This window comes from Agromyces sp. Marseille-P2726, from assembly GCF_902809835.1.
Lineage (GTDB): Bacteria > Actinomycetota > Actinomycetes > Actinomycetales > Microbacteriaceae > Agromyces.
Genome location: NZ_CADDWM010000014.1, coordinates 493,958 through 517,470, shown reverse-complemented (window position 1 = coordinate 517,470; position 23,513 = coordinate 493,958). Strand labels below are relative to the sequence as shown.

At 70.9% G+C, this 23,513-nt stretch carries 19 protein-coding genes and 1 pseudogene; 5 read left to right on the top strand and 15 right to left on the bottom strand.

The genetic code is table 11. From position 1 onward, the window contains the following. Positions 1-23: 23 nt before the first annotated feature. The 3 genes from HUS56_RS11980 to HUS56_RS11970 all read right to left on the bottom strand — a co-directional run bounded on the left by HUS56_RS11980 (position 24) and on the right by HUS56_RS11970 (position 4,616). Entirely contained in the window at positions 24-1,286 is a 1,263-nt protein-coding gene (locus HUS56_RS11980) for an extracellular solute-binding protein (RefSeq protein ID WP_173923639.1), read from the bottom strand. A 153-nt stretch (positions 1,287-1,439) separates the two neighbouring features. Further along, complete coding sequence (locus HUS56_RS11975; RefSeq protein WP_173923638.1) at positions 1,440-3,314, bottom strand: heavy metal translocating P-type ATPase; 1,875 nt, start codon at positions 3,312-3,314, stop codon at positions 1,440-1,442. Positions 3,315-3,398: 84 nt separating this feature from the next. After that, positions 3,399-4,616, bottom strand: a complete 1,218-nt coding sequence (locus HUS56_RS11970; RefSeq protein ID WP_173923637.1) for an NADP-dependent isocitrate dehydrogenase — start codon at positions 4,614-4,616, stop codon at positions 3,399-3,401. Positions 4,617-4,809: 193 nt separating this feature from the next. Here HUS56_RS11970 and HUS56_RS11965 point away from each other — a divergent pair, with 193 nt between their 5' ends. Both HUS56_RS11965 and HUS56_RS11960 read left to right on the top strand, forming a co-directional pair. After that, positions 4,810-5,262, top strand: a complete 453-nt coding sequence (locus HUS56_RS11965; RefSeq protein WP_173923636.1) for a GNAT family N-acetyltransferase — start codon at positions 4,810-4,812, stop codon at positions 5,260-5,262. A gap of 10 nt (positions 5,263-5,272) precedes the next feature. Continuing rightward, positions 5,273-5,590 carry an MGMT family protein gene (locus HUS56_RS11960; protein ID WP_173923635.1) on the top strand — a complete coding sequence of 106 codons (318 nt, stop codon included), beginning with the start codon at positions 5,273-5,275 and terminating at the stop codon, positions 5,588-5,590. Positions 5,591-5,596: 6 nt separating this feature from the next. Here HUS56_RS11960 and HUS56_RS11955 read toward each other — a convergent pair whose 3' ends face one another. Together HUS56_RS11955 and HUS56_RS11950 are read right to left on the bottom strand one after the other, a co-directional pair. Continuing rightward, entirely contained in the window at positions 5,597-7,387 is a 1,791-nt protein-coding gene (locus HUS56_RS11955) for a sensor histidine kinase (RefSeq protein ID WP_173923634.1), read from the bottom strand. Next, positions 7,387-8,049, bottom strand: coding sequence for a response regulator transcription factor (locus tag HUS56_RS11950; RefSeq protein ID WP_173923788.1), 663 nt, complete (start codon positions 8,047-8,049; stop codon positions 7,387-7,389). Before HUS56_RS11950 ends, HUS56_RS11955 begins: the two co-directional genes overlap by 1 nt. 196 nt (positions 8,050-8,245) lie before the next feature. On the opposite strand from HUS56_RS11950, the gene HUS56_RS11945 reads away from it, so the two are divergent. From HUS56_RS11945 to HUS56_RS11935, 3 genes and pseudogenes are all read left to right on the top strand, one after another. Next, positions 8,246-8,809 carry a hypothetical protein gene (locus tag HUS56_RS11945; protein WP_173923633.1) on the top strand — a complete coding sequence of 188 codons (564 nt, stop codon included), beginning with the start codon at positions 8,246-8,248 and terminating at the stop codon, positions 8,807-8,809. After that, positions 8,806-9,780, top strand: a complete 975-nt coding sequence (locus HUS56_RS11940) for a type III PLP-dependent enzyme (protein WP_173923632.1) — start codon at positions 8,806-8,808, stop codon at positions 9,778-9,780. Before HUS56_RS11945 ends, HUS56_RS11940 begins: the two co-directional genes overlap by 4 nt. 12 nt (positions 9,781-9,792) lie before the next feature. Further along, positions 9,793-10,119, top strand: a pseudogene (locus HUS56_RS11935) (hypothetical protein); the annotation flags it as partial. 42 nt (positions 10,120-10,161) lie between these two features. Here HUS56_RS11935 and HUS56_RS11930 read toward each other — a convergent pair. From HUS56_RS11930 to sucD, 10 genes are all read right to left on the bottom strand, one after another. Next, the gene (locus tag HUS56_RS11930) at positions 10,162-11,970 is read right to left on the bottom strand and encodes an ABC transporter ATP-binding protein (RefSeq protein ID WP_173923631.1); all 1,809 of its coding nucleotides are present in this window, start codon (positions 11,968-11,970) and stop codon (positions 10,162-10,164) included. Next, positions 11,967-13,805 (bottom strand): ABC transporter ATP-binding protein, encoded by a 1,839-nt coding sequence (locus HUS56_RS11925; RefSeq protein ID WP_173923786.1) that lies wholly within the window; start codon positions 13,803-13,805, stop codon positions 11,967-11,969. The genes HUS56_RS11930 and HUS56_RS11925 overlap by 4 nt, the downstream gene beginning before the upstream one ends. A 427-nt stretch (positions 13,806-14,232) precedes the next feature. Then, positions 14,233-15,417: a dimethylargininase gene (ddaH, locus tag HUS56_RS11920; RefSeq protein WP_305792490.1), complete on the bottom strand. Its 1,185-nt coding sequence runs from the start codon at positions 15,415-15,417 to the stop codon at positions 14,233-14,235. Between the two features lie 207 nt (positions 15,418-15,624). Further along, the gene (locus HUS56_RS11915; RefSeq protein ID WP_173923630.1) at positions 15,625-16,719 is read right to left on the bottom strand and encodes a Glu/Leu/Phe/Val dehydrogenase family protein; all 1,095 of its coding nucleotides are present in this window, start codon (positions 16,717-16,719) and stop codon (positions 15,625-15,627) included. Between the two features lie 237 nt (positions 16,720-16,956). Beyond that, the gene (gene purH / locus HUS56_RS11910) at positions 16,957-18,567 is read right to left on the bottom strand and encodes a bifunctional phosphoribosylaminoimidazolecarboxamide formyltransferase/IMP cyclohydrolase (RefSeq protein ID WP_173923629.1); all 1,611 of its coding nucleotides are present in this window, start codon (positions 18,565-18,567) and stop codon (positions 16,957-16,959) included. Further along, positions 18,564-19,157, bottom strand: coding sequence for a phosphoribosylglycinamide formyltransferase (gene purN, locus HUS56_RS11905; protein WP_173923628.1), 594 nt, complete (start codon positions 19,155-19,157; stop codon positions 18,564-18,566). The genes purH and purN overlap by 4 nt, the downstream gene beginning before the upstream one ends. A 1-nt stretch (position 19,158) precedes the next feature. Then, positions 19,159-20,418 carry a DUF6350 family protein gene (locus HUS56_RS11900; protein ID WP_173923627.1) on the bottom strand — a complete coding sequence of 420 codons (1,260 nt, stop codon included), beginning with the start codon at positions 20,416-20,418 and terminating at the stop codon, positions 19,159-19,161. 31 nt (positions 20,419-20,449) lie between these two features. Then, entirely contained in the window at positions 20,450-21,886 is a 1,437-nt protein-coding gene (locus HUS56_RS11895; protein WP_173923626.1) for a hypothetical protein, read from the bottom strand. A 61-nt stretch (positions 21,887-21,947) separates the two neighbouring features. Further along, positions 21,948-22,532, bottom strand: a complete 585-nt coding sequence (locus HUS56_RS11890; protein WP_173923625.1) for a hypothetical protein — start codon at positions 22,530-22,532, stop codon at positions 21,948-21,950. Positions 22,533-22,599: 67 nt separating this feature from the next. Next, positions 22,600-23,502 carry a succinate--CoA ligase subunit alpha gene (gene sucD, locus HUS56_RS11885; protein WP_173923624.1) on the bottom strand — a complete coding sequence of 301 codons (903 nt, stop codon included), beginning with the start codon at positions 23,500-23,502 and terminating at the stop codon, positions 22,600-22,602. Positions 23,503-23,513 lie beyond the last annotated feature (11 nt).

Genomic DNA, 23,513 nt, shown 5'->3' with positions numbered 1-23,513 from the left:
ACCGCGCAGCAGGATGACTCCGGCTAGTCGTTGAGGATCGCCTCGATCTCCTCATCGGCCGCCGCGGCGAGGGCCGCGACGTCGCCACCCTGCGCGATCTTGACGAAGAGGTCCTGCAGGATCCCGGCGGCCTCGACGTCGGCCCAGTTCGGCGAGGCCGGCGTCAGCTTCGCATTCCCGGCGGCAGCGGCGATGGCCTTGGCGACGTCGTCGGTGCCGAGCGTGTCGGCGAGCGACAGCTTGGCCGGCACGAGGCCGTTCTCACCGTAGATCGTCTGGAACTCGTCGGAGAGGATGATCTCGAGGGCGTCGATCGCGAGCTCGGGGTGAGCCGACTTGGCCGAAACGCCGATGTTCGAGCCGCCGGCGAAGACCTGCGCGGCGCCGCCGTCCATGCCCGGCAGGGCGTACACGCCGAGGTTCTCCTCCTGGTCGGGGCAACCCGGCGCCTCGGCATCCGCCGGGGCGAGGATCGACCACTTCACCCAGCTCGGCGCCGACAGCTGAAGGGTGGTGCCATCGCAGAAGCCGACCTCGGGGCTCGTCTCATTGCCGTCCTTCGGTGCGGCCGACGCGTTCGTCATGACCTGCTGGACCTGCTCGAGCCCGGCGATCGACTCGGCCGACGAGAGCTGCGCGTCCCATGCGTCACCGTCGGGAACCGCCACCTCGCCACCGTTCTCCCAGATGTACGGGAGGGCGTTGTACCAGTCCTGGCCCGGCCACCAGATGCCCGACTTCCCGGGGTTCGCGGCCGCCAGCGCCTCGCCGTTCGCGATGTACTCGTCGAGCGTGGTCGGGACCGACAGGCCGGCCGACGCGAGAGCGTCCTTCTTGTAGAAGACGAGACGCGAGCCGGCGTAGAGGGGTGCGGCATAGAACCTGCCGTCGTACGAGCCCGCCTCGACGAAGCCGGGCAGCAGGTCGTCGCCGCCGAGCTCGTCGAAGTGCTCGGTGAGGTCGAGGAATGCTCCGGCCGAGGTGAATGCCGACGCCTGGGTGTTGCCGACCTCCACCACGTCGGGGCTGTCGGACCCGGAGAGGCTCGTGGTGAGACGGTCGACGAGGCCGTCCCACGACTGCTCCTCGATCACGAGCGTCGCGTCGGGGTGTTCCTCCTCGAACGTCGCCTTCAAGTAGTCGCGCGCCTCGTCGGGCGTGTCGGTGCCGACGAGCCAGACGCGGATCTCCGCGCCCTCCTCGGAGGCGCCGGTGCCTCCCGAGGCACAACCGGCGAGCGTGATCGCAGCAGCGGCGCCGAGCGCCACGATGCCGAGTTTCCTCATTTCGTCGTTTCCTTTCATCGGAGAAGGGCCAGCGGAGTGCTGGTTCCCCTGGTGGTGCAGTGCGATCGTTAGTAAACATTACGAACGAAGTCGACGCAAGCAGGAACGCGACGTCATCCGGAGCCGTTACCGAGTCGTGACGACGGCGGCCCCTCAGCGTAGGGCCGAGACCCTCGCGGTGGCGCTGCGAGCAGGCTGCCTCCCGTCGCGTCGCCCTCCGATCGCGCGCAGGGCCGCGAGGATCGTGACGAGGTCGACCACCTCCTGCAGCAGTGCACCCGCGGTGGCCGGGATGACGCCGAAGGCGGCCACGATCATGAGGCCGACGCTGACGATGATGCCGAGCCAGATGCTCTGCAGGGCGATGCGCACGGTGTCGCGGCCGATCTCGACCGCCTTCGCCGCTCCTGAGATGTCGTCGACGAGGATGACCGCGTCCGCGGACTCGCTCGCGGCGGTCGCCCCCTTCGCACCCATCGCGATGCCGACGTCCGCGGCTGCGAGCACCGGCGCATCGTTCACCCCGTCGCCGACCATGATCACCGGCCGGGACGTGATCGAGGCGACCTCGTGCACCTTGTCGGCGGGCAGCGCCTCGGCCCGGACGCGTGTGATCCCGAGCTCCGCCGCGATGTGGTCGGCGGTGGCCTGCGCGTCACCCGTGAGCATCATCGTGTCCCGGACTCCGAGCCCGCGAAGCCGTTCGAGCGTCGCCGCGGCGTTGTCGCGCACCTGGTCGCTGGCGAGCAACGCGCCGGCGAACCGGCCGTCGATCCCGACGTACACCGCGAGCTCGCCCGGACCGATCGCCGTTCGCGCCGCATCCCGCGCATGCTCGGCGACGAAGCCGAACTTGCCGACCACGACGTCGCGGCCCCCGATGGTCGCACGCTCGCCGTTCGTCGCGTGCTCGCTCGCCCGGTCCGCCTCGGAAGGTCGCAGCCCACGGGATCTCGCCGCCTCGATCATCGACGTGGCGAGCACGTGCGACGAGTACTGCTCGGCGGATGCCACGAGCTGCAGCACCTCGTCCTCGCTGAACCCGGGCTCGGTCCTGATCTCGATGAGCTCGGGGTGGCCGCGCGTGAGCGTGCCGGTCTTGTCGAACACGGCGGTCTTGGCCGCGGAGAGCTGCTCGAGCACCCCTCCGCCCTTCACGATGAAGCCGTTCCTCGCCGCCCGGCTCATGCCGCCGATGAAGGCCACGGGTGCGGCGATGAGCAGGGGGCACGGCGTTGCGAGCACCAGGACCTCGGCGAACCGCACCGGGTCTCCCGAGAGCCACCACGCGATGCCCGCCAGCGCCAGCGAGAACACCGTGAACGGTACGGCGTACCGATCGGCCAGGCGCACGACGGGCGCCTTCGATTCGGCGGCCTCGGCGACGAGGGCGACGATCTGCTGGTACTGGCTCTCGGCCGCGGGCGCCGTCGCCCTCACCTCCACGGCGACCGGCCCGTTCACGGAGCCGCTCAGCACCTCGTCGCCGGTGCGCTTCTCGACCGGCACGCTCTCACCGGTGATGGATGACTCGTCGAACGCGCCCTCGTCGGAGCTGAGGATCGCATCGACCGGCACGATCTCGCTCGGACGGACGAGCAGCACATCGCCCGGGCGAACCTCGTCGGCGCGCACGTCGACGATCTCGTCGCCGTCGATGCGGTGCGCCGACTGAGGAGCTCGGGTGAGCAGCGCATCGAGCTCGCGCTTCGCGCGGCGGCTGGCGTAGTCCTCGAGGGCCTCGCCGCCCGTGAGCATGAGCACGACGATGAGCGCGGCGACGTACTCGCCGACGAGCACGGTGGCGACGATCGCCGTCACGGCCAGCACGTCGAGCCCCCAGTGCCCGCGGATGATGTCGCGGACCATGCCGACCGCCTGCCAGGCCGCCACGGCGAGCGCGTACCCGCTGAAGATCCACTGCACCGCCGGCTCGGCGCCCGCGAGCCACAGCACGATTCCGAGCAGCCCCAGCCCCAGGGTCAGCGCGACGACCCGGTACCGGCGAACGAGGTGGAGAACCCGCATGCCCCCATCCTGCACCGCGGGTCGCCGGAGCACGGAAACGCCGAAGGGTCGGATGCCGCGGCATCCGACCCTCCGCAACGGGGACTACGCGGCGATGCGCGCCTTCAGGTTGTCGCTGAGCGTCGAGAGGAACTCCTCGGTCGTCTGGTACGCCTGGTCGGGACCGACGAGGAGCGCGAGGTCCTTCGTCATGGCGCCCGACTCGACGGTCTTCACGACGACGTCCTCGAGGGTGTGCGAGAAGTCGATGAGCTCCTGGTTGCCGTCGAGCTTGCCGCGGTGCGCGAGGCCGCGCGTCCAGGCGTAGATCGAGGCGATCGGGTTGGTCGACGTGGGCTTGCCCTGCTGGTGCTGGCGGTAGTGGCGCGTGACCGTGCCGTGCGCCGCCTCGGCCTCGACGACCTTGCCGTCGGGCGTTGCCAGCACCGAGGTCATGAGGCCCAGCGACCCGAAGCCCTGGGCGACGGTGTCGGACTGCACGTCGCCGTCGTAGTTCTTGCACGCCCAGACGTAGCCGCCCTCCCACTTGAGGCTCGCGGCGACCATGTCGTCGATGAGGCGGTGCTCGTACGTGAGGCCGGCCTCGTCGAACCGCTCCTTGAACTCGGTGTCGAACACCTCCTGGAACAGGTCCTTGAAGCGGCCGTCATAGGCCTTCAGGATCGTGTTCTTCGTCGAGAGGTAGACGGGGTAGTTGCGGTCGAGCCCGTAGTTGAGCGAGGCCCGGGCGAAGTCCTTGATCGACTCGTCGAGGTTGTACATGCCCATTGCCACGCCGGCACCCGGGGCCTGGAACACCTCGAACGACTGCGGCTCGGAGCCGTCTTTCGGCGTGAACGTCATCGTGAGGGTGCCTTCGCCCTCGAAGCGGAAGTCGGTGGCGCGGTACTGGTCGCCGAACGCGTGGCGGCCGACGACGATCGGCTTGTTCCAGCCGGGAACGAGGCGCGGGATGTTCGAGATGATGATCGGCTCGCGGAAGATGACGCCGCCGAGGATGTTGCGGATGGTGCCGTTCGGCGAGCGCCACATCTTCTTCAGGCCGAACTCCTCGACGCGAGCCTCGTCGGGCGTGATGGTCGCGCACTTCACGCCGACGCCGTGCCGCTTGATGGCGTTCGCGGCGTCGATGGTGATCTGGTCGTCGGTCTCGTCGCGCTTCTGGATCGAGAGGTCGTAGTACTCGAGGTTCACGTCGAGGTACGGGTGGATGAGCTGGTCCTTGATGGCCTGCCAGATGATGCGCGTCATCTCGTCGCCGTCGAGCTCGACGACGGTGCCTTCAACCTTGATCTTTGACAAGTGGAGTTCTCCTTGGATTTCTCGAGGCGATGAGGAAAGTCTCGGACGGCGGAGCGGACACGCCGCCTGCCAGCTTACCGCCTCGTCCGACTGTCTCGACATCGAGACAAATCGCGGCGACGTCGCCGACCGGCCCTCACCGGGTCCCACGCACGGCTTCCGACCGCGCGGGGCCACCATATAGCCTTGGCGCATGGCTGACCTGCGACTGGAAGAACTGAACGCGTCGAACATCGTGGCCGCGAACTCGCTGTCGCTGAAGCCCGGCCAGGAGCAGTTCATCGCGCCGGTCACCTACGCCGCCGAGGCATCCGTCGTGAACCCCGCGACCTCGTGGCAGCGCGTCGCGCTCAACGACGACAAGGTCGTCGGTTTCATCCACGGCAACTTCGACCCCGAGAACGAGCACGAGGAGTTCCGCGCCTGCATCTGGCGCATCAACGTCGACGCCGAGGCACAGGGCAGGGGCGTCGGCCGGTTCCTGGCACACGCACTCGCCGAGGAGGCCAAGCGTCGCGGGTTCGACCACATCAACGTGCTCTGGGAGCCGGGCGAAGAGGGCCCCGAGGCCTTCTTCCTGCGCATCGGCTTCGTCGACGTCGGCGAGACGCAGTACGGCGACCGCATCGGCAAGCTCCAGCTCTGACCCGGGTGCCGTGACCGTCGCTGCATCGGCGGACTTCACCGAGGCGGTGCTCTCGGTCGTCGCCGACATCCCGCCCGGGCACGTCGCGACCTACGGCGACGTCGCGGCCCTACTCGGTTCGCGCGGAGCCCGCGCGGTCGGCCGGGTGATGGCGAAGAGCGGGGCGGAGGTCCCGTGGTGGCGGGTGATCCGCGCCGGCGGGCGACCCCCGGTCGGCAAGGGCGACCGCGCTCGCCGTCACTACGAGGCCGAGGGCACACCCCTCCTTCCGACGACCGACGACGAGGGCTACCGGATCGACCTGGCCGCGTGTCGCTGGCGTCCGTGACGGGCGCTACTCGGAAGGCGCCTCGTGCAGCGGAATCCGCATCGTCACGGTGGTCCCGGCGCCGGGCGGGCTCTCGAGCTCGAGCGAGCCGTCGACGGCGTCGATCCGGTCGCTGATGCCCAGCATGCCGGTGCCGGCCTCGAGTGACGCGCCGCCGACCCCGTTGTCGCGCACCACGAGCCGCAGCTCGTGGTCGAAGACGTGCGCTCGCACCCACGCCCGCGACGCCCCCGAGTGCTTGGCCACGTTCGCCAGGCATTCCGCGAGCACGAAGTACGCGGTCGACTCGATGAGCTCGGGGAGCCGCCCCTCGGCCTGCACGTCGACCTCGACCGGCACGGGACAGCGTCCGGCCAGCTCGGGGACGGCGAGCGCCAGTCCGCCCGACGACAGCAGGCTCGGGTGGATGCCGTGGGCGAGCTCCCGCAGTTCGCGCAGCGCCTGGTTCAGCATGGTGATCGTGTCCTCGAGGGCGGACGTCAGCGGCTCGTCCCCATGCTCGCGCGCCGTGTTGGCGGCGAGCCGCAGACTCATCCCCAGCGACACGAGGTGCTGCTGGGCGCCGTCGTGCAGGTCGCGCTCGATGCGACGTCGCGCCTCGACCCCCGCCTCGACGATGCGCTGGCGCGACTGCCGCACCTGCTCGAGGGTTCGCTCGATCTCGGATCGCAGCCGGCCGTTGTCGACCGAGAGCCGCAGTGCGCTCGACACGCCGTCGAGGAGTCGCGAGTTCGTGGTGAGCACCCGGTCGTGGCGGATCAGCGCGATCGGCATGCCGGTCGGCGACGAGACCGGCAGGAGGCTGTGGTCGCCGTTGCGGTCGGCGGGGTCGTGCTCGATGGGCTCCCCCGCGGCATCCGCATATCGGCCGTTCTCCTCGTCCCACCAGTAGACGCGCACCGAGGCGTCACGGAGCGTGCGCGCGAGCGACTCGGCCCAGAGCCCGCGGTCGGCGCCCTCCCGGGTGATGCGCATGAGGTCGGCCACGCGGGCGCGCATGTTCCGGGTGTGCGCGATGCCTGCGACGTAGCTGACCGGGATCGACGCGATGGCGATGAGCGAGACCGTGTCGATGACCTGGAGGCTCGTCGCCGACATGGCGTAGCTGACGACCAGGGCCAGCACGGTGAGGACCCAGGCGAGCAGTGCGACCGGCATGAGGAACGCCACCGCGCGCGCGGGCACGCTCCCTCGCACCCACCGCACGAGGAGTCGGCCCGCGATCACGAGGGCGAGGCCGGCGCCGACGACCCGGAAGCCGATGTCGACGAACGCGAACAGCGCGGGCGCCTCGGTGATCTGGTAGACGTTGGGCGCACAGTCGCAGGGGGCGGCGTCGGGCGAGGCGAACAGCACGACCACGATGAGGTTCACGAGCGAGGCGGCCACGGCGATGCGTGCGATCACACGGTCGGTGCGGTCGCCGAGCCACCCGCGTGGATACACCAGCACGAGGATGCCGGTGAGCACGGCCCACCACAGGTCGATGCCGCGCACGACCGGCCACAGCCAGCCGAGCCCGCCGATCACGGCGTAGAACGTCTGCGGAATCCACAGGATCGGGAAGATCACCATGAGCCGCGCCGGCACCCGCGACGGGCCGATCGCCCAGGCGATGCCGGCGCACGCCGCGAACACGAGCGGCACGACCGCGTGCAGCGTGACCCACGCCACCTCGGGGCGCTCGGCGTCGGGGGTCGCGAGGAATCCCGACACCTCCATCGCGAGGCTCACGGCGACGACGGCCGCGATGGCGATGCTTCGTCTGACGATCCGGCCCTTACGGCCGGGCGCCATCACCGCTCGCCGAGGAGCGTGAGCACGGCGAGCACCCGCCGGTGATGCTCGGGCGACTCCTCGAGGTCGAGCTTCTGGAGGATGCTGCGCACGTGCGTCTCGACGGTCTTCAGGCCGAGGAACAGGGTCTGCGCGATGCCGCCGTTCGAGTAGCCCTGCGCCATCAGCTCGAGCACCGAGCGCTCCCGTTCGGTCAGGCGCGAGAGCGGGTCATCCGCCCGGGTGCGCTTCACCAACTGCTCGACGACCTCGGGATCGACGACGGAACCGCCCGACGCGACCGTCTCCACCGCCCGCACGAGCGTCTGGGGTTCCGAGACCCGCTCCTTCAGCAGGTAGCCCGTGCCGCTGCCCGCGCCCATGACGCGAAGGGCGTACTCGGGCGTCGCGTACATCGAGAGCAGCAGGACGCCGACCGTCGAGCCGTTGGCGCGGATCGATTCGAGCGCGACGATGCCCTCGTCGCGGTAGCTCGGCGGCATCCGGATGTCGAGCACCGCCGCATCGACGTCACCTGCCTGCAGCACCTCGAGGAGTTCGTCGCCGGTTCCGACGGATGCGACCACGTCGAGCCCACCGCCCTCCAGCACCTTGGCGATCCCCTCGCGGAGCAGCAGTGCGTCGTCGGCGATCGCGACGCGCAGGGGGCGAGCGTCGTTCATCTTCCTCCGTTCACGGGCAGCGTCGACCTTCGGGGTCTCCTCCACCCTGGGGCGAGGCTATCGCGTCGCGCATGGTCGCCGTTCCTCCCAGTTCGAGGGGTAAGCAGGCGTCGGGCTCCTCGACCAGTGTCAGCACGCACGGATCTCGCGGGGCCGCCCGGATCCGGCGCCTCGCGCGCGCGAGAAGGATCGCCGCATGCTGTCGATCGATCGCGTGCGAGTGCGCGGGTGGGTGATGCGGTACCTCCCGTTGGAGGTGTTCGGCACGATCTCCGCCGTCGCAAGCGCGTGGCTCGGCTACGAGCTGAGCGGTTCGCTCGTGGTCGCTGCGATCGCCGGCACGCTCGGTGAGAGCGCCGGGTACTACGCGCTCGTCGTCGCGCGCGCCGCTCGCGGGCACGCACGGTCGGATCGAGTGCGGCGGATGCCGCGGCGCGCGCAGCGCGTCTGGGCCACGACCTGGCTCACCGCCCGGGCCGTCGCCGCCGAGTTCGGACCGGCCGAACTGGTCGACACGTTCGCGGTGCGACCCGCCCTGCTCCTCGCCGCGACCGCGGCCTTCGGCGGCCACGTCGGCGGTTGGCTCGTGGGCAAGCTCGCCGCCGACGCCGTGTTCTACGCCGTGGCGATCGTCTCGTTCGAGCTCGGCCGCCGCGCGATCCTCCCCGACGGCGGGCACCCGCCCGGCCGGACGCGTGCGTCCGGGGCATCCGCCCGCCCCATCGTCTCCGCAACCCGACATGAGGGAGCACTCCGATGAGCACCACACTCGCGGCACGATCGCGGCGCTTCGCCGACCGCGTCGCTCGCGCATCCCGGGCGGGCTCCGCCGAGCCGGCGGAACCCCCGGCCGAGCAGCCGCCGCACCGCGAACTCGTTCGGCGGGAGCTGGCCGCATACGCCGCCCGCATCCGTCTCGATGCGCTGCTACGCACGCACGGCACCCCGCTCTTCGTGCTCGACGTCGACCGGGTGACGACGCAGCTCCTCGCGCTGCGGCAGGAGCTGCCTGACGTCCAGATCCACTTCGCGACGAAGTCGCTCCCCCACCCCGCCGTCGTCCATGCCGTCGACGCCTTCGGGGCGAGCTTCGAGGTCGCGTCCCGTGGCGAGATCGACCTGCTCGAGCGGGAGGGCGTCGCGATCGGCCGCTGCCTGCACACGCACCCCGTGAAGACGGTCGCCGACATCACGGGGTCATACCTTCGCGGCATCCGGACGTTCGTGGTCGACAGCCATGGCGAGGTTTCGAAGTTCCACGGCCTGCCGTCGGATGTCGCGGTGCTGGTGCGACTCTCGTTCCCGAATCCCGAGGTGCGATGCGACCTGTCGTCGAAGTTCGGGGTCGCTCCCGAGCGGGCCGCCGCGCTCGTCGAGCACTGCCTTCGGGCCGGCCTTCGCGTCGCCGGGTTCACCTTCCACGTCGGAAGCCAGACGGTGTCGGTCGGACCGTGGATGCGTGCCATCCATCGCACGCTCGCCCTGATGCGCCGCCTCGAACGGGCCCACGGCATCCGATTCGACACGCTCGACATCGGCGGCGGATTCCCGGTGCCCTACGACGAGCCCGTGCCCGAATTCTCGGCGCTGGCCCGCGACATTCGTGCCGCCCTCGCCGAGGCGCCCTCGCGATACCGCGTGCTCGTCGAGCCCGGTCGGTTCCTCTCGGCGCCCGCCATGACGCTCGCAACCCGGGTCGTCGGCACCACGGAGCGCGCCGACGGCTGCTGAGCGTACCTCGACGACGGGGTCTACGGTGCGTTCTCGAACATCCCGTCGGAGGCGACGCATCCGCTCGTCTTCGCCGCCGCGGAACTCGACCAGCACGCCGGCGACCTCGAACCCGACCGGGATCGCGCGGTGCGCCGGCTGCGCGCCCGCGCCCACCAGCCCGTCACGCTCGCCGGCCCGACGTGCGACAGCCTCGACGTCATGGCGCGGGCCCTCCGCCTGCCACCGCTCCGAGCCGGCGACGTGCTCGTGAGCCCGATGATGGGTGCGTACACCGCCGCGACCGCGACCGGGTTCAACGGCTTCGGTCCGACCCCCATCGTGGTGCTGCCCGGGTGACCGGCTGCGGCATCCGACACTGAACGGATGCCGCGGCCGGCCTCACACGAGCGAGTCGCGCCACGCCGCGTGGAGCGCCGCGAAGCGGCCGGTGCCGCCGATGAGCTCGGCGGGCGAGCCGTCCTCCACGATGCGGCCGTGCTCCATCACGAGGACCCGGTCGGCGATCGCGACCGTCGAGAGGCGGTGCGCGATGATGATCGCCGTGCGGTCGGCGAGGAGGGACGTGAGCCCCTCCTGGACCGCGCGCTCGCTCGGGATGTCGAGCGAGGAGGTCGCCTCGTCGAGGATCAGCACGGCGGGGTTCGCGATGAAGGCCCGCGCGAACGAGATGAGCTGCCGCTGCCCCGCGCTCACCCGGCCGCCGCGCTTGTTCACGTCGGTGTCGTACCCGTTGGGCAGCGATTCGATGAACTCGTGCGCGCCGACCGCCTTCGCCGCGGCCACGATCTCGTCGAACGGCGCGTCGGGCCTGCCGAGCGCGATGTTGTCGGCCACCGATCCCGAGAAGAGGTACGCCTCCTGCGTCACCATGACGATCGCGCGCCGAAGGTCCTTCGGGTGCATGGCCCTGAGGTCGACGCCGTCGAGCTCGACCACGCCGTCGCTCGGGTCGTAGAACCGCGCGATCAGCTTGGCGAGCGTCGACTTGCCCGCACCCGTCGAACCGACGAGTGCGACCGTCTGCCCGGCCGGGATGTCGAGGTCGAACCGCGGCAGCACGACCCGATCGGGCGTGTACGCGAACTCGACGTTCTCGAACCGCACGTGGCCGTCGGCGTTCCACAGGTCTACCGGTCGCGCGGGATCGGGGACGCTCGGCTCCTCTTCGAGGACGCCCGAGATCTTCTCGAGCGCGGATGCCGCCGACTGGTACGAGTTGTAGAACATGGCGAGCTCTTCCATCGGGTCGAAGAAGCGCTTCGTGTACAGCAGCGCCGCGAGCAGCACGCCGACCTCGAGCGCACCGTCGACGACGCGGAACCCGCCGACGAGCAGCACCGCAGCGACCGCGGCGTTGCCGATGAACGCGAGCGACGGGTTGTAGACCGCGAACAGTCCGAGCACCCGTGAGTTCACGCCGCGGTAGTCCTCCACGAGTGCGGCGAACTCGCGCTCGTTGCGGCGCTCCTTGCGGAACGCCTGCACGGCTCGGATGCCGGTCATGGTCTCGACGAACTGCACGATCATGTTCGCGCTCGCCACGCGGGAGCGGCGGAACAGCCGCTGCGAACGGACCTGGAACCACCGCGTGAGCACCGCGAGGGGCACGAGGGTGGCCACGAGCACGAGACCCGAGGTCCAGTCCAGCCAGACGAGGGCCACCGCGGTGAACACCATGTACAGCACACCCATGACGAGCTGGTTGATGCCCTCGTCGAGCAGCTCGCGGATGGCGTCGAGATCGCTCGTCTGTCGGGAGATGATGCGCCCCGAGGTGTAGGACTCGTGGAACTCCAGCGACAACTTCTGCGTGTGCAGGAACACGCGGGTGCGCAGGTCGATGAGCACCGCCTGGCTGATCCGCGCCGCCTGCCGGATGTACCACCCGATCAGGAATGCGCCGATCGCACCCGTGCCGAGATACCCGATCCCGGCGAGGCCGAGCGGCATCCAGTCCTGCCGCATGAGCGCCGGCAGGCCCTGGTCGATGCCGTAGGCGATGATGGCCGGTCCGGCGACCTGCGCGGCCGTCGACAGGACGATGATGCCCATCGTGAGCCACAGCTGCGTGCGCAGGGGGTGCAGCAGCGCACCGCGCAGCCGCAGGCTTCGCGCCCGGATGTGGTGGGATTCGGCCTTCGTGTAGTCGTGACGCTCCTCGCCCTGGACGCCGGTGACGGTGCTCATCGGATCGCCTCCTCTCGTGCGGTCTCCTCGGGCGGCCGGGGAGCGGCCGAGGTCGTTGCGCTCGTATCGAGCCCCTCGGCATCGATGCGGTCGGATGCCCCGGCCTTCGCCCGGCGCTCCTCGTCCTCGAGGCTCGAGATGACGAAGCGGTAGTGCTCCGACTCGCGGAGGAGCTCCGAGTGGGTGCCCACCGCGGTGATCCGGCCGTCCTCGAGCAGGGCGACCCGGTCGGCGAGCATGACCGTCGAGGGGCGGTGCGCCACGATGAGCGCCGTCGTCGATGCGAGCACCGTGCGCAGCGCAGCCTCCACCTTCGCCTCGGTCGCGACGTCGAGTGCCGACAACGGGTCGTCGAGCACGAGCACCGCGGGCTTCGCCGCCACCGCCCGTGCGAGCGCGAGTCGCTGGCGCTGCCCGCCCGAGAGGCTCATGCCCTCCTCGCCGACCTTCGTCTCCACGCCGTCGGGGAGGTCGTAGGCGAACCCGGCCTGCGCGATGCCGAGCGCCTCGTCGAGCACGCGATCGGCCTCCTCCCTGGTCGCGGGATCGTCGCCGGCCAGCTCGGGGCGACCGAGCAGCACGTTGTCGCGCACGGACGCCGAGAACAGCGTCGCGTCCTCGAACGCCATGGCGATGTGACGGCGCAGTTCCTCGCGAGTGAGCGCGCGCACGTCGACACCGTCGAGGCTGACCGAGCCCGACGTCACGTCGTAGAGGCGGGTCGTCAGCGCAGTCAGCGTGGTCTTGCCCGAGCCGGTGAGCCCGACGAGCGCCATGGTCTCGCCCGGTTCGAGCACGAGGTCGACCCCGTCGAGCAGGTCGCCGAAGCGCTCGGGGGAATCCTGGTAGCGGAAGCGCACGTCATGGAAGGCGAGCTCCCCACGCGGCCGCTCGAGCGACACGGGTCGCTCGGGGTCGGTGACGGAGTTCTCGGTGTCCATGATGTCGAAGTACCGATCGGTCGCCGTGCGCGCGTCGAGGGTGAAGGCCAGGAGGAACCCGATCGACTCGATCGGCCAGGCGAGCACCGCCGCGGTGGCGAAGAAGGCGACGAGCTGACCGACCGAGAGCTGTCCCTGAGACGCGAGCCAGACGCCGAGCACGAGGCAGATCGCCAGGGCGACCGCGGGCACGAAGAGGATCCACACCCAGATGTTCGCGTCGAGGCGGGCCTTCTCGATCTCGGTGGATCGCAACCGCTCGGCCTGCGCGCGGAACGAACTCAGGGCATGCTTGCCGCGGCCGAAGGCCTTCAGCACACGAATGCCGGGCACCGACTCCTCGACCGCCGTGGCGAGGTCGCCCGACTGGTCCTGGCTGCGCCGCGTGACCTCGGAGTAGCGACCCTCGAAGCGATATCCGACGATCCACAGGGGGATCGAGCAGGCGAGGTAGATGAGCCCGAGCATCCAGCTCATCGAGATGAGGATCGCCGCCCCGATGAGGATGACGACGAGGTTCATGACGAGGAGCACGAGGCCGAATGCGAGCCAGCGGCGGATGAGGCCGAGATCGGTCACCGCACGCGAGAGCAACTGGCCGCTCGGCCAGCGGTCGTGGAAGCTCACCGGCAGGTCCTGCAGCTTGGCGAAGAGCGCGTTTCGCATGCGGGCCTCGACGCGGGTGGTCGGCGTGATCACGAGCCAGCGCCGCAGCGCGAACATCGCGGCCTCACCGGCGCCGAGCCCGAGCACCAGGAGCGAGAGCGGCACGACCGCCTCGCGGTCGCCATCGGCCAGGGGGCCGTCGACGATCGACTCGAGCACCTGCGGGATGGCCAGTGCGATGAGCTGGGCGAGGAGGTAGGCGACCATGCTCGCCGCGATCGGGAGCATCGCGGAACCGACGTACGTGCGAAGCCGCCAGAGCGCGCGCACGGTGCCGACGCGCGCGGTGGAGGGATCGTGGTGGAGCTGGGTGGCGTGCAAGCCGGTTCCTTCCGAGTGGCGCCGAGAGCGCGCTGCACAGGCGATCGGCGGGAAGAGGGCGAATGACGCGGGAGGCGTCGGAGAGCGGCGGAACCGCGAACGGCAGGCGGTGCCTGCGTGGGCGAGCCGGGGAGCTACCCGGCGTCGGCCTCGAACCGGGCGAGGACCTGGCGGGCAGCGCTGTCGACCGCGACCTGGCGGGCGTTGCTGTCTGTCTGCATGGGATCCTCCTGCGTCATCGTCTGCGAAGTACGTCGTGGCCCTGCATGTCACGCGGCGGCCAGCCGTCCAGACTACGGGGGCCCGGATGTCGCGTGCAAGTGTCAGTTGGTCGTCATCGCACGCGCACCGACAGGCAGGTGACGCCCCCCTCGAGCTTCTCGAACTCGCCGATGTCGACGGTGACCACCCGATAGCCCAGGGTCGACAGCATCTGCGCCGTGCGTGGCGCAGACGCCGACATGAGCAGCGACTCGGGAGACAGCTCCACGACGGCAACGCCCCCGGGCTCGGGCACCGGAAGGAACGACGGGAACAGCGTCGGCACGTCGACCAGGTCGGGATCGCCGATGATGGTGCCGTCGGGCAGCGCGGTCAGGGTGCTCTTCAGGTGCAGCGCCTTCGTGACCGGCACCGCGACGACGTCGTATCCGTGCGGGGTGACGAGGGCCCGGAGCTGGCGGATGCCCTCGGCGTTCGTGCGGCTCGACGCTCCGACATAGACCGTGGATCCGACCTTCAGCACGTCGCCCCCGTCGAGGGTGCCGGGCAGTTCGATGCGTGCGAGGGTGAGCCCGCGCACGGCGCGCACCGCGCGCTCGACCGCTTCGGTCTCGGCCCGGCGCGACTCGGCGCCAGGACTCGTGATCACCGCGAGATCCCCGAACAGCACGACCGTGTCCTCGACGAACACGGAATCGGCGAGCTCGGGAGCCGCGTCGACCTCGACCGTCTCCCACCCCTCGGCGACGAGGGCGGCGCAGTAGTTGTCCCACTGGTCGTCGGCGAGCGCCTTGTCGATCCCGCTGCGTTCGAGGTGCGTGAGCTCGCCCTCCTCGAGATTTGACGCGGGAATGCGAACGAGGGCGACTCGCCGGGGCGCCCGGCGCGGCGCGAACGCCAAGATGGCGTCGAACACGCGCGGAGCGAGGAACACCTCCGCCAGGATCACCGTGAGGATGAACACGAGGTTCAGGCTCACGAGCGAGCCGAGCACGAAGAGGAGGAGCGGGGCCGAGAACGGGTTGCCGGCCCCGCTCGCGGTGGCGGTCGTCGCGAGCAGGGCGGCGAGGCAGCCCGAGGTGAAGCCCGTGATGAGTGCGAGGAACCACGCCCTCGTGGCGCCGACGGCGTTCGCCACGCCGACGAGCACGAAGACGATGAGCGCCGCGAGGGCGAAGTGGCCGAAGAGCTGCCCGAAGACCTGCGGCGACTGGCCGTTGCCGATGAAGAACGCGAGCAGCGAGGCGACGAGCGCCGTCCCTGCGACCACCCCGGCCGAGGCCATGACCGCCAGCACGCGCCGACCCGCCGTCGGTGCCGGCCTGAATCGGGCAGGGGCGGGCGAGGACGTGGCGGCGGGTCGGCGCGTGCTGGCGGTCATGGCCTCGGCCGGGGTGGTCGCAGGGACGGCGCTCGTCGCCTCGCTGCTGCCCCTGCCCGATTCAGGCCGGCACCGACGGCGGGGGGCGTCATGACGACGAGCCTATCGGCCCGGCGCCACGCCTCAGCGGGCGTCGTCGAGGCGAGTCCGGGGCAGCCGCCCGGCTGCTGCGAGCGTCGTCGTCCCGTGCTCGGAGGCCGATCGAAGCACGGATGCCACGGTGTCGCCGATCCCCGCGATCCGCGCGTCGAGCGCGGCCTGATCGGCACCCGGCGCGCTGGCGACGTCGAGGTAGATCACGCCGCCCGCGTTGGCCACGAAATCGGGTGCCCACACGATGCGGCGCTCGGTGAGGCGTGCGGCGACGTCGCGTTCGGCGAGCTGGTTGTTCGCGGCGCCGACGACGGCACGAACGCGGAGTGCGTCGACGACCTCGTCGGTGAGCACGCCGCCGAGCCCGCACGGCACGAACACGTCGGCCTCGACGAGGTGTGCCTCGTGGGGCTCGACCCAGGTCGCACCCAGCTCGTCTGCGAGCGCGCGCTTCGTGCCCGCGACATCCGTCACCGTCAGCTTGGCGCCGGCCGCCGCGAGGCTCCGTGCCAGGCGGCCGCCGACCTGGCCGAGGCCGGCGATGACGAGGTGCCGGTTCGAGACGTCGGACGTGCCGAACACGTGCTCGAGCGTCGCGAGGATCGAGGCGTGGACGCCGGCCGCGGTGGCATCCGCAGGTTCGCCGACGCCGCCCTGCTCGGGCGGGAGGCCGCAGACGTGTTCGGTGCGTTCGGCGACGACGGCCATGAGTTCGGCGCTCGTGCCGACGTCTTCGGCGGTCATGTAGGCGCCCCCGAGCGATTCGACGGCATCGCCGAGATCGAGCATCGCGTCGCGCGTGGTCTGCTCGTCGAGGGTCGCGCCGGGAGCGATGCAGATGACCGACTTGCCGCCGCCGCGCGCGAGGCCGGCCGCCGCGTTCTTCATGGTCATGGCCTCCGAGAGCCGCAGGGCGTCGGCGAGCGCGTCCGTCCAGTGGCCGTAACGCCAGAGCCGTGCTCCGCCGAGTGCCTGGCCGAGGCGCGTCGAGTGCACCGCGACGATGATGGTGAGCCCCGACCGAGGTCCGCGGGTGATCAGGACACGCTCGTGTTCGGGGGCCTCGGTGGGAAGTGCTGCGTTGACCTCGGCGGCGGGGGAAGCCGGGGCGTGGATGATCGTCATCGATCGTTCTCCTTGTTTCAGCGTCTTGTGGGCGCGCGGGTGCTGGCGCTTCGTGGGCACCACTTCCTCCAGCCTACCTCCGCCCGGCATCCGCCCGGTCGGGCGACGCCCACCCCTCGGGGTTTGGACGCCCACCCCTCGGGGTTTGTAGGACATCTGGCGATTCCTAGGACGCGAACCGCGGCGAGCGTCCTACATCGCGCCGAAGGTCCTACAAACCCCCGGGTGGTGGGAGACTCAGTGGAAGAAGTGCCGCTCGGCCGTGAAGTACATCGTGATCCCGGCGTCGCGGGCCGCCGCCACGACCTCCTCGTCGCGCACCGACCCCCCGGGCTGCACCACAGCCCGCACGCCGCCGTCGATGAGGATCTGCAGGCCGTCGGCGAAGGGGAAGAAGGCATCGGATGCCGCGACCGACCCGACGGCCCGATTCCCCGCCCGCTCGACCGCGAGCCGGCACGAGTCGACTCGGTTGACCTGTCCCATGCCGACGCCGACCGACGCGCCACCCGACGCCAGCAGGATGGCGTTCGACTTCACCGATCGCACGGCGCGCCAGGCGAACTCGAGGTCGGCGAGGGTCGCCGCATCGGCGGGCTCCCCGGCCGCGAGCGTCCACTCCGCCGTGGGCGCGAACCGCCGGTCGGCCTGTTGCAGCAGCATCCCGCCCGAGATCTGCCGCAGTTCGACGGCGACGGGCGTGAATCCGTCGGGGAGGGTCAGCAGCCGGATGTTCTTCTTCTTCGCCAGGAGCTCGGCCGCCCCGGCCTCGAAGGACGGGGCGATCAGCACCTCGGTGAAGATCTCCGACACGCTGCGCGCCATCTCGAGCGAGACGGGCCGGTTCGCCGCGATCACGCCGCCGAACGCCGACACGGGGTCGCACTCGTGCGCGCGACGGTGCGCGTCGGCGATGGCGTCGGCGGCGCCCGGCGAGGCGACCGCGATGCCGCATGGGTTGGCGTGCTTGATGATCGCCACGGCAGGCTCGTCGAAGTCGAAGGCGGCCCGCACCGCGGCATCCGCGTCGACGTAGTTGTTGTACGACATCTCCTTGCCGTGCGACTGCACGGCCGCGGCGATGCCGGGGCGCCCGCCGTGCGACTCGTACAGCGCCGCCCGCTGATGCGAGTTCTCGCCGTAGCGGAGGTCGGCGCGCTTGGTCCACGACCCGCCCACCCACGCGGGGAACGGGGACTCGTCGATCGGCTGGTCCTGCGCCACCACGCTGCCCATCCACGAGGCGACCGCGATGTCGTACGTCGCGGTGTGCCGGAACGCCTCACGCGCGAGGGCCTTGCGCTGCGCGAGCGTCGTGCCGCCGGCGGCGATCGCCCCGATGATCTCGTCGTACCGGTCGGGCGACACGACGATCGCGACGTTGGCATGGTTCTTCGCCGCGGCACGCACCATCGCCGGTCCGCCGATGTCGATCTGCTCGACCGTGTCGACCTCGGATGCCCCGGCGGCGACCGTGGCGGCGAACGGGTACAGGTTGACGACGACGAGTTCGAAGGGAGCGATGCCGAGACGCTCGAGCTCCTGCTCGTGGTGCTCGAGGCGCAGGTCGCCGAGGAGCCCCGCGTGGATCGACGGATGAAGCGTCTTCACCCGCCCGTCGAGCATCTCGCCGGCGCCGGTGACCGCCGCGGCATCCGTCACGTCGTACCCGGCGTCGCGGATGACCTGCGCCGTCGAGCCGGTCGACACGATCTCGGCGCCGATGCCGGCGAGCGCCGATGCGAGCTCGGCCACCCGGGTCTTGTCGCTGACGGAGATGAGCGCACGGCGCACGGGCACGAGGTCGCGCTCGCGGTAGAGGCTCGGGTCGTGCGAGGGACCGCTCATCGTCGGCTCAGCTCCTTCAGGTCGAGATGCGAATTGGCGATGTCGAGCACCGCCTGGATGAGCAGGCGCCGTTCGACGGGCTTGATGCGCTCGTGCAGGGTCGACTCCGTGTCGCCCGGCAGCACGGGCACCCGCTCCTGCGCGATGATCGGCCCTCCGTCGACCGAGTCGTCGACGACGATGAGGCTCGCGCCGGTCTCGGTCACCCCGGCCGCGAGCGCGTCGCGCACCCCGTGCGGCCCCGGGAACTCGGGCAGGTGGGCCGGGTGCGTGTTGATGAGGAACGGAGAGAACGCGTCGACGACCGCCTTGGGCACGAGACGCATGAGACCCGAGAGCACGACGAGGTCGGGCTGCCAGTGCCGGACCTGCTCGACGAGGACGTCGCCCCACGCCTCGCGATCGGGATACGCCGTGAACGGCACGGTGAAGGTGGGAATGCCGAACTCCTCGCCGAGGGCCAGACCGTCGGCCTCGCGGTCGGCACCGATGGCGACGACGCGCGCCGGGAACTCGGCGTCTTCGGAGGCTTCGAGCAGGGCACGGAGGTTGGATCCCGTGCCCGAGATGAGCACGACGAGCTGCAGCACCTTACGAGCCTACCCGTGCCGCGTGGTGTGCCTCGGTCGGAAGGCGCAGGCGGGCCGCGTACCCGCCGGCGAGGGCGCCGATTCCGATCGTCGCGGCCGCCACCGCGGCGACCGGCAACGGCTCGGGACCGACCTCGGCGAGCCGGCCCGGTCCGGCGGCGCCGCCCGACCACCAGGCGAGCAGCCCGAGCACGAGCGCTGAGGATGCCGCGGCACCGGCGGCGACCGCGAGCGGCACCCACCAGCCGCTCGGACGCAGGGGTCGGTCCCGGACGGGGCCCGCATCCCGGGCGACCGCCCACGCTCCCACGAACCCGAGCAGGACGGGCGCGATGAGCCAGAGCGCGCCGAGGGCCGGTGCCCCGGTGGGAAGGGCACCCAGGATCGGGATGCCCGGCACCGGTCCGAGCAGGGTTCCACCGGTCGAGACCAGCGTGTCGGAGCCGATCGCGAATCCGGGCCCGAGGAGCCACGACGCGGCCCACACGACGATGTTCGGCAGCAGCGCCACTTCGGCCACCGTGAGCGCGATCCCTCCGTCGATCCCGGCATCGAGCGTCTGGTACAGGCCCGCGATCGTCGCGTAGTCGGGCGCGACCAGCACCGCCACGAGCACGGCGGCGAGCCCGAGCACGCCGAGGGCCGCGCCCGCGCCGACCCTCGCCGCGGCGGCCAGGCACCAGCGCAGTGAGGCGGGAATGCGCACGAGCCAACGGCGCACGTGGCTGGTCGCGGCATCCGTCGACGACTCGGTCCGCAGGGAATCGGCGGTTGCGCCCACGACGGCGCCCAGCCCGATCACGAACGCCGGGAGCGCGGCACCCTGCCACACCTCGGCACGCGCGGCATCGGCGCCCGCGGCGAGCGCGAGCGCGGCGCCGATCGCCGCGTAGAGCGCGATCGCGGCGACGACGCCCGTGAACGAGTGGCCGCCGGCGGCGGAGCGGCGTCCGATGCGCCATCCGAAGGCTGCGGTGATGAGTGCGAACCCGAGCAGGGCGATGGTGATGGGGAACGGGTCCCCGGCTCGGGGCAGGCCGATGCGGCCGGCGGTGACGGGATCGACCTGCACCATGAGATCGACACCATGGCCGAGCAGCCACACGTCGGCCGCGGCCCGGAGCAGCACGTCGCCACCGAGCGCGAGTTCGAAGTGCATGGCCCACAGCAGCATGAGGGGCACGACGATCAGGCCGAGTCCGATGAGCGCTGCAATGGATGCCTCGAGGGCGGCCAGCAGGGCGATCGTCGTGCGTCTCATTCCTCCCGGAGCCTATCCCGGGCGGCGTCGCTCAGAGGCCGCGACGTGCTGGGTCGCCCGGACTCGGACCCACGACCTCGGTGAACTGCGCCTCGTCGGGCCCTCGCACCGAGCCGACGCCGTTGCCGTCGGCATCCCCGCCAGCGCGCACCCGCGACGCGGCGACCTCGGTGGCCGGCCGACGCAGGAGCTCGACGAGGGCGACGGCGATGAGGGCGATCACGACGGTCCAGACGACGAGCGACGTCGTCACCGGACGGTTGAACAGGATGACGAGCGAGGCGACGACCGCGATCACGACGTACGCGGCCACGCGCCACCGGTCGAGGGCGACGCCGAACGCGCCCGTCGTCACGCCGTGCGCCGCGGCACTTCGCCGAACGGCCGAGAACCCCGAGTCGGCGAACCCGCGCACCGCTCGTGCCGGCCGCCACGGTCCGGACAGCCACGCGATGACGGCGACGAAGAGGGCGAGCACGAAGATCGCGAGCACCGTCGACAGCATGAGTTCCACCAGCCCGTCGTAGAGCTCCACCGCGGTGGCCTGCGGCATGATCGACGGGCTCACGGCGCCGATGAAGAAGGCCCGCCCGATGCCGACACCGCTCGCGAGGATGATCATGCTGAGCGCCAGGCCGCCCGCGGTCCACACGAGCGCCGTTGCGCGCCGTCGTGCGACCAGCACTCCCGCGACGAGCAGCGCGAGGGTGATCCACGGCAGCCACGTGCCCGCCGCCACCGCGAGGTTGTACACGGTCTGCACCAGCGCGATCGAGTCGCTGGTGGCCACCGCGATGCTCCGGTCGACCACCGGGATGGCGGAGGCGAATCCGACGCCCTGGTCCTCGAGCCGCTGCTTCACCGCCTCGATGATGGGACCGAGTTGAATGGCGATGGTGCCGTCCTCGATCGAGAGCGCGGCGTCGGGGTCGCCCTGGATCGCCGCGACGAACTGCCGGTGGCTGGCTCGGAGCGCCGCGGCCCAGATGTCCGCGAACGCGGGTGACGTCACCACTCGATCCACGATTCCCGAGACGAGCGATTGCAGGCCCTGCGTGGCCGGGCCCTCGAGCAGTCCGAGCGCCTGCTCGGCACGCGGCGGCAGGTCGAGCGCGCGGATGCCGTCGAACAGGTCGGACGTGAGCGTCGGAATGTCGACCTGCTCCTCGATCGCGGCGGTGACCTGGTCGCCGATGTAGTCCTGCACCGCCGGCTCCTCGGCGAGCGGCGCGAACGTCGCCACGAACCGGTCGGTGTCGACCAGTTCGAGTCGCGCCCACGCGCTGATCACTGCGACGGGCGCGAGGAGCAGCCCGACGACGACGAGTGCGATCGCCACGGCGGTGCGCCCCCAGCCCCGCCGCGAGCGGACCGGTTCATCGGATGACCTGACCGAGGCGCCTTCGCGCAGGCGCGTGTTCTCGGCTTCGAGCTCTGCGATCCTGGCCTCGAGTTCGGCACTCGACATGGCGACCACCCCCGCCCCTCTGGAGGAAAACTACCGCGGAGCGGACTCCTGCGCATCACCCTCAATGGATGAACGCCTTCATCAGGATCATCGCGATGCCGAACGCGGCCGTGCCGAGCGACCCGGCGATGCGGCCGAGCCACGACGACCCGCGGCGAGAGAACGCGATCCACCCGAGCACGGCGAGCACGACCACGCCGGCCCACAGGGCCGCCCAGATCGCGACCTGGTCGGGGACCGCGCGGGTGGCTCCGAGCAGGAGGATGAACGACGGGATGAGCGCCGAGGCCAGCAGCCCGAGGGAGCGCCGCAGCGACGCCCGGAATGCGTCGCCCAGGCCGCGGTCGCGCTCGTCGCCGAGGCCGCCGTGGCGGGCCACCGTGCCCGCGTAGACGTGGGCCGCCCAGAACACGATGACGGTGCCGACGACCTTCCAGAACACGGCGAACGAGTTCGACTCGGGCCCGCCCGCCACCACGATCATGCCCGACACGAGGATGACACCGTACACCGACTCCTCGGTGACGAACGTCGTGCGCACGAGCTCCGTCGCGAACGTCGGCTTCGCGCGCTCGCCCTTCTTCGCGACAACGGATGCCGCGTCGGGATCGAACGGGCCCGAGGCATCCGGTGAGGACTCGCCCATGGATTCACCATCTCACGGAAGGAGCCCCGCAGGCATCACCTGCGGGGCTCGTTCCGTGATCGCGCGCCTACAGCGCCTCGTACACCTCGCGCAGCAGCCGTGCCGTCTCGGACGGCGTCTTGCCGACCTTGACGCCGGCGGCCTCGAGCGCCTCCTTCTTCGCCTGCGCGGTGCCGGCCGATCCCGACACGATGGCGCCGGCATGGCCCATCGTCTTGCCCTCGGGTGCGGTGAAGCCGGCGACGTAGCCGACGACCGGCTTGGTCACGTTCGCCTTGATGAAGTCGGCAGCCCGCTCCTCGGCGTCGCCGCCGATCTCGCCGATCATCACGATGGCCTTGGTCTCGGGGTCGGCCTCGAACGCGGCGAGCGCGTCGATGTGCGTGGTGCCGATGATCGGGTCGCCGCCGATGCCGATGGCGGTCGAGAACCCGAGGTCGCGCAGCTCGTACATCATCTGGTAGGTCAGCGTGCCCGACTTCGAGACGAGGCCGATCGGGCCCTTGCCCGTGATGTTCGCCGGGGTGATGCCGACGAGCGACTCCCCGGGGCTGATGATGCCCGGGCAGTTCGGCCCGATGATGCGCGTCTTCTCGCCCTGCTCCTTGGCGTAGGCCCAGAACTCGGCCGAGTCCTGCACGGGCACGCCCTCGGTGATGATGACGAGCAACGGGATCTGGGCGTCGATCGCCTCGATCACGGCATCCTTCGTGTATGCCGGCGGCACGAACACGATGGAGGCATCCGCCCCCGTCTGCTCGATGGCCTCGGTGACGGAGGCGAAGACGGGCAGCTCGACCGCGTTCCCGTCCTTGTCCTTGTGCAGCACCGTGGTGCCGGCCTTGCGGGCGTTCACGCCGCCGACGACCTGAGTGCCCGCGGCGAGCATGCGAGCCGTGTGCTTGGAGCCCTCGCCGCCGGTGATGCCCTGGACGATGACCTTGTTGTCCTTGTTCAGAAAGATGGTCACGGTTCGAATCC

Bases quoted from the DNA above. Each gene is read 5' to 3' on its own strand.
- HUS56_RS11980 (WP_173923639.1), bottom strand. From the start codon at position 1,286: ATGAGGAAACTCGGCATCGTGGCGCTCGGCGCCGCTGCTGCGATCACG.
- HUS56_RS11975 (WP_173923638.1), bottom strand. From the start codon at position 3,314: ATGCGGGTTCTCCACCTCGTTCGCCGGTACCGGGTCGTCGCGCTGACC.
- HUS56_RS11965 (WP_173923636.1), top strand. From the start codon at position 4,810: ATGGCTGACCTGCGACTGGAAGAACTGAACGCGTCGAACATCGTGGCC.
- HUS56_RS11955 (WP_173923634.1), bottom strand. From the start codon at position 7,387: ATGGCGCCCGGCCGTAAGGGCCGGATCGTCAGACGAAGCATCGCCATC.
- HUS56_RS11950 (WP_173923788.1), bottom strand. From the start codon at position 8,049: ATGAACGACGCTCGCCCCCTGCGCGTCGCGATCGCCGACGACGCACTG.
- HUS56_RS11945 (WP_173923633.1), top strand. From the start codon at position 8,246: ATGCTGTCGATCGATCGCGTGCGAGTGCGCGGGTGGGTGATGCGGTAC.
- HUS56_RS11940 (WP_173923632.1), top strand. From the start codon at position 8,806: ATGAGCACCACACTCGCGGCACGATCGCGGCGCTTCGCCGACCGCGTC.
- HUS56_RS11930 (WP_173923631.1), bottom strand. From the start codon at position 11,970: ATGAGCACCGTCACCGGCGTCCAGGGCGAGGAGCGTCACGACTACACG.
- HUS56_RS11925 (WP_173923786.1), bottom strand. From the start codon at position 13,805: ATGCTCCCGATCGCGGCGAGCATGGTCGCCTACCTCCTCGCCCAGCTC.
- HUS56_RS11915 (WP_173923630.1), bottom strand. From the start codon at position 16,719: ATGACGATCATCCACGCCCCGGCTTCCCCCGCCGCCGAGGTCAACGCA.
- purH (WP_173923629.1), bottom strand. From the start codon at position 18,567: ATGAGCGGTCCCTCGCACGACCCGAGCCTCTACCGCGAGCGCGACCTC.
- HUS56_RS11900 (WP_173923627.1), bottom strand. From the start codon at position 20,418: ATGAGACGCACGACGATCGCCCTGCTGGCCGCCCTCGAGGCATCCATT.
- HUS56_RS11895 (WP_173923626.1), bottom strand. From the start codon at position 21,886: ATGTCGAGTGCCGAACTCGAGGCCAGGATCGCAGAGCTCGAAGCCGAG.
- HUS56_RS11890 (WP_173923625.1), bottom strand. From the start codon at position 22,532: ATGGGCGAGTCCTCACCGGATGCCTCGGGCCCGTTCGATCCCGACGCG.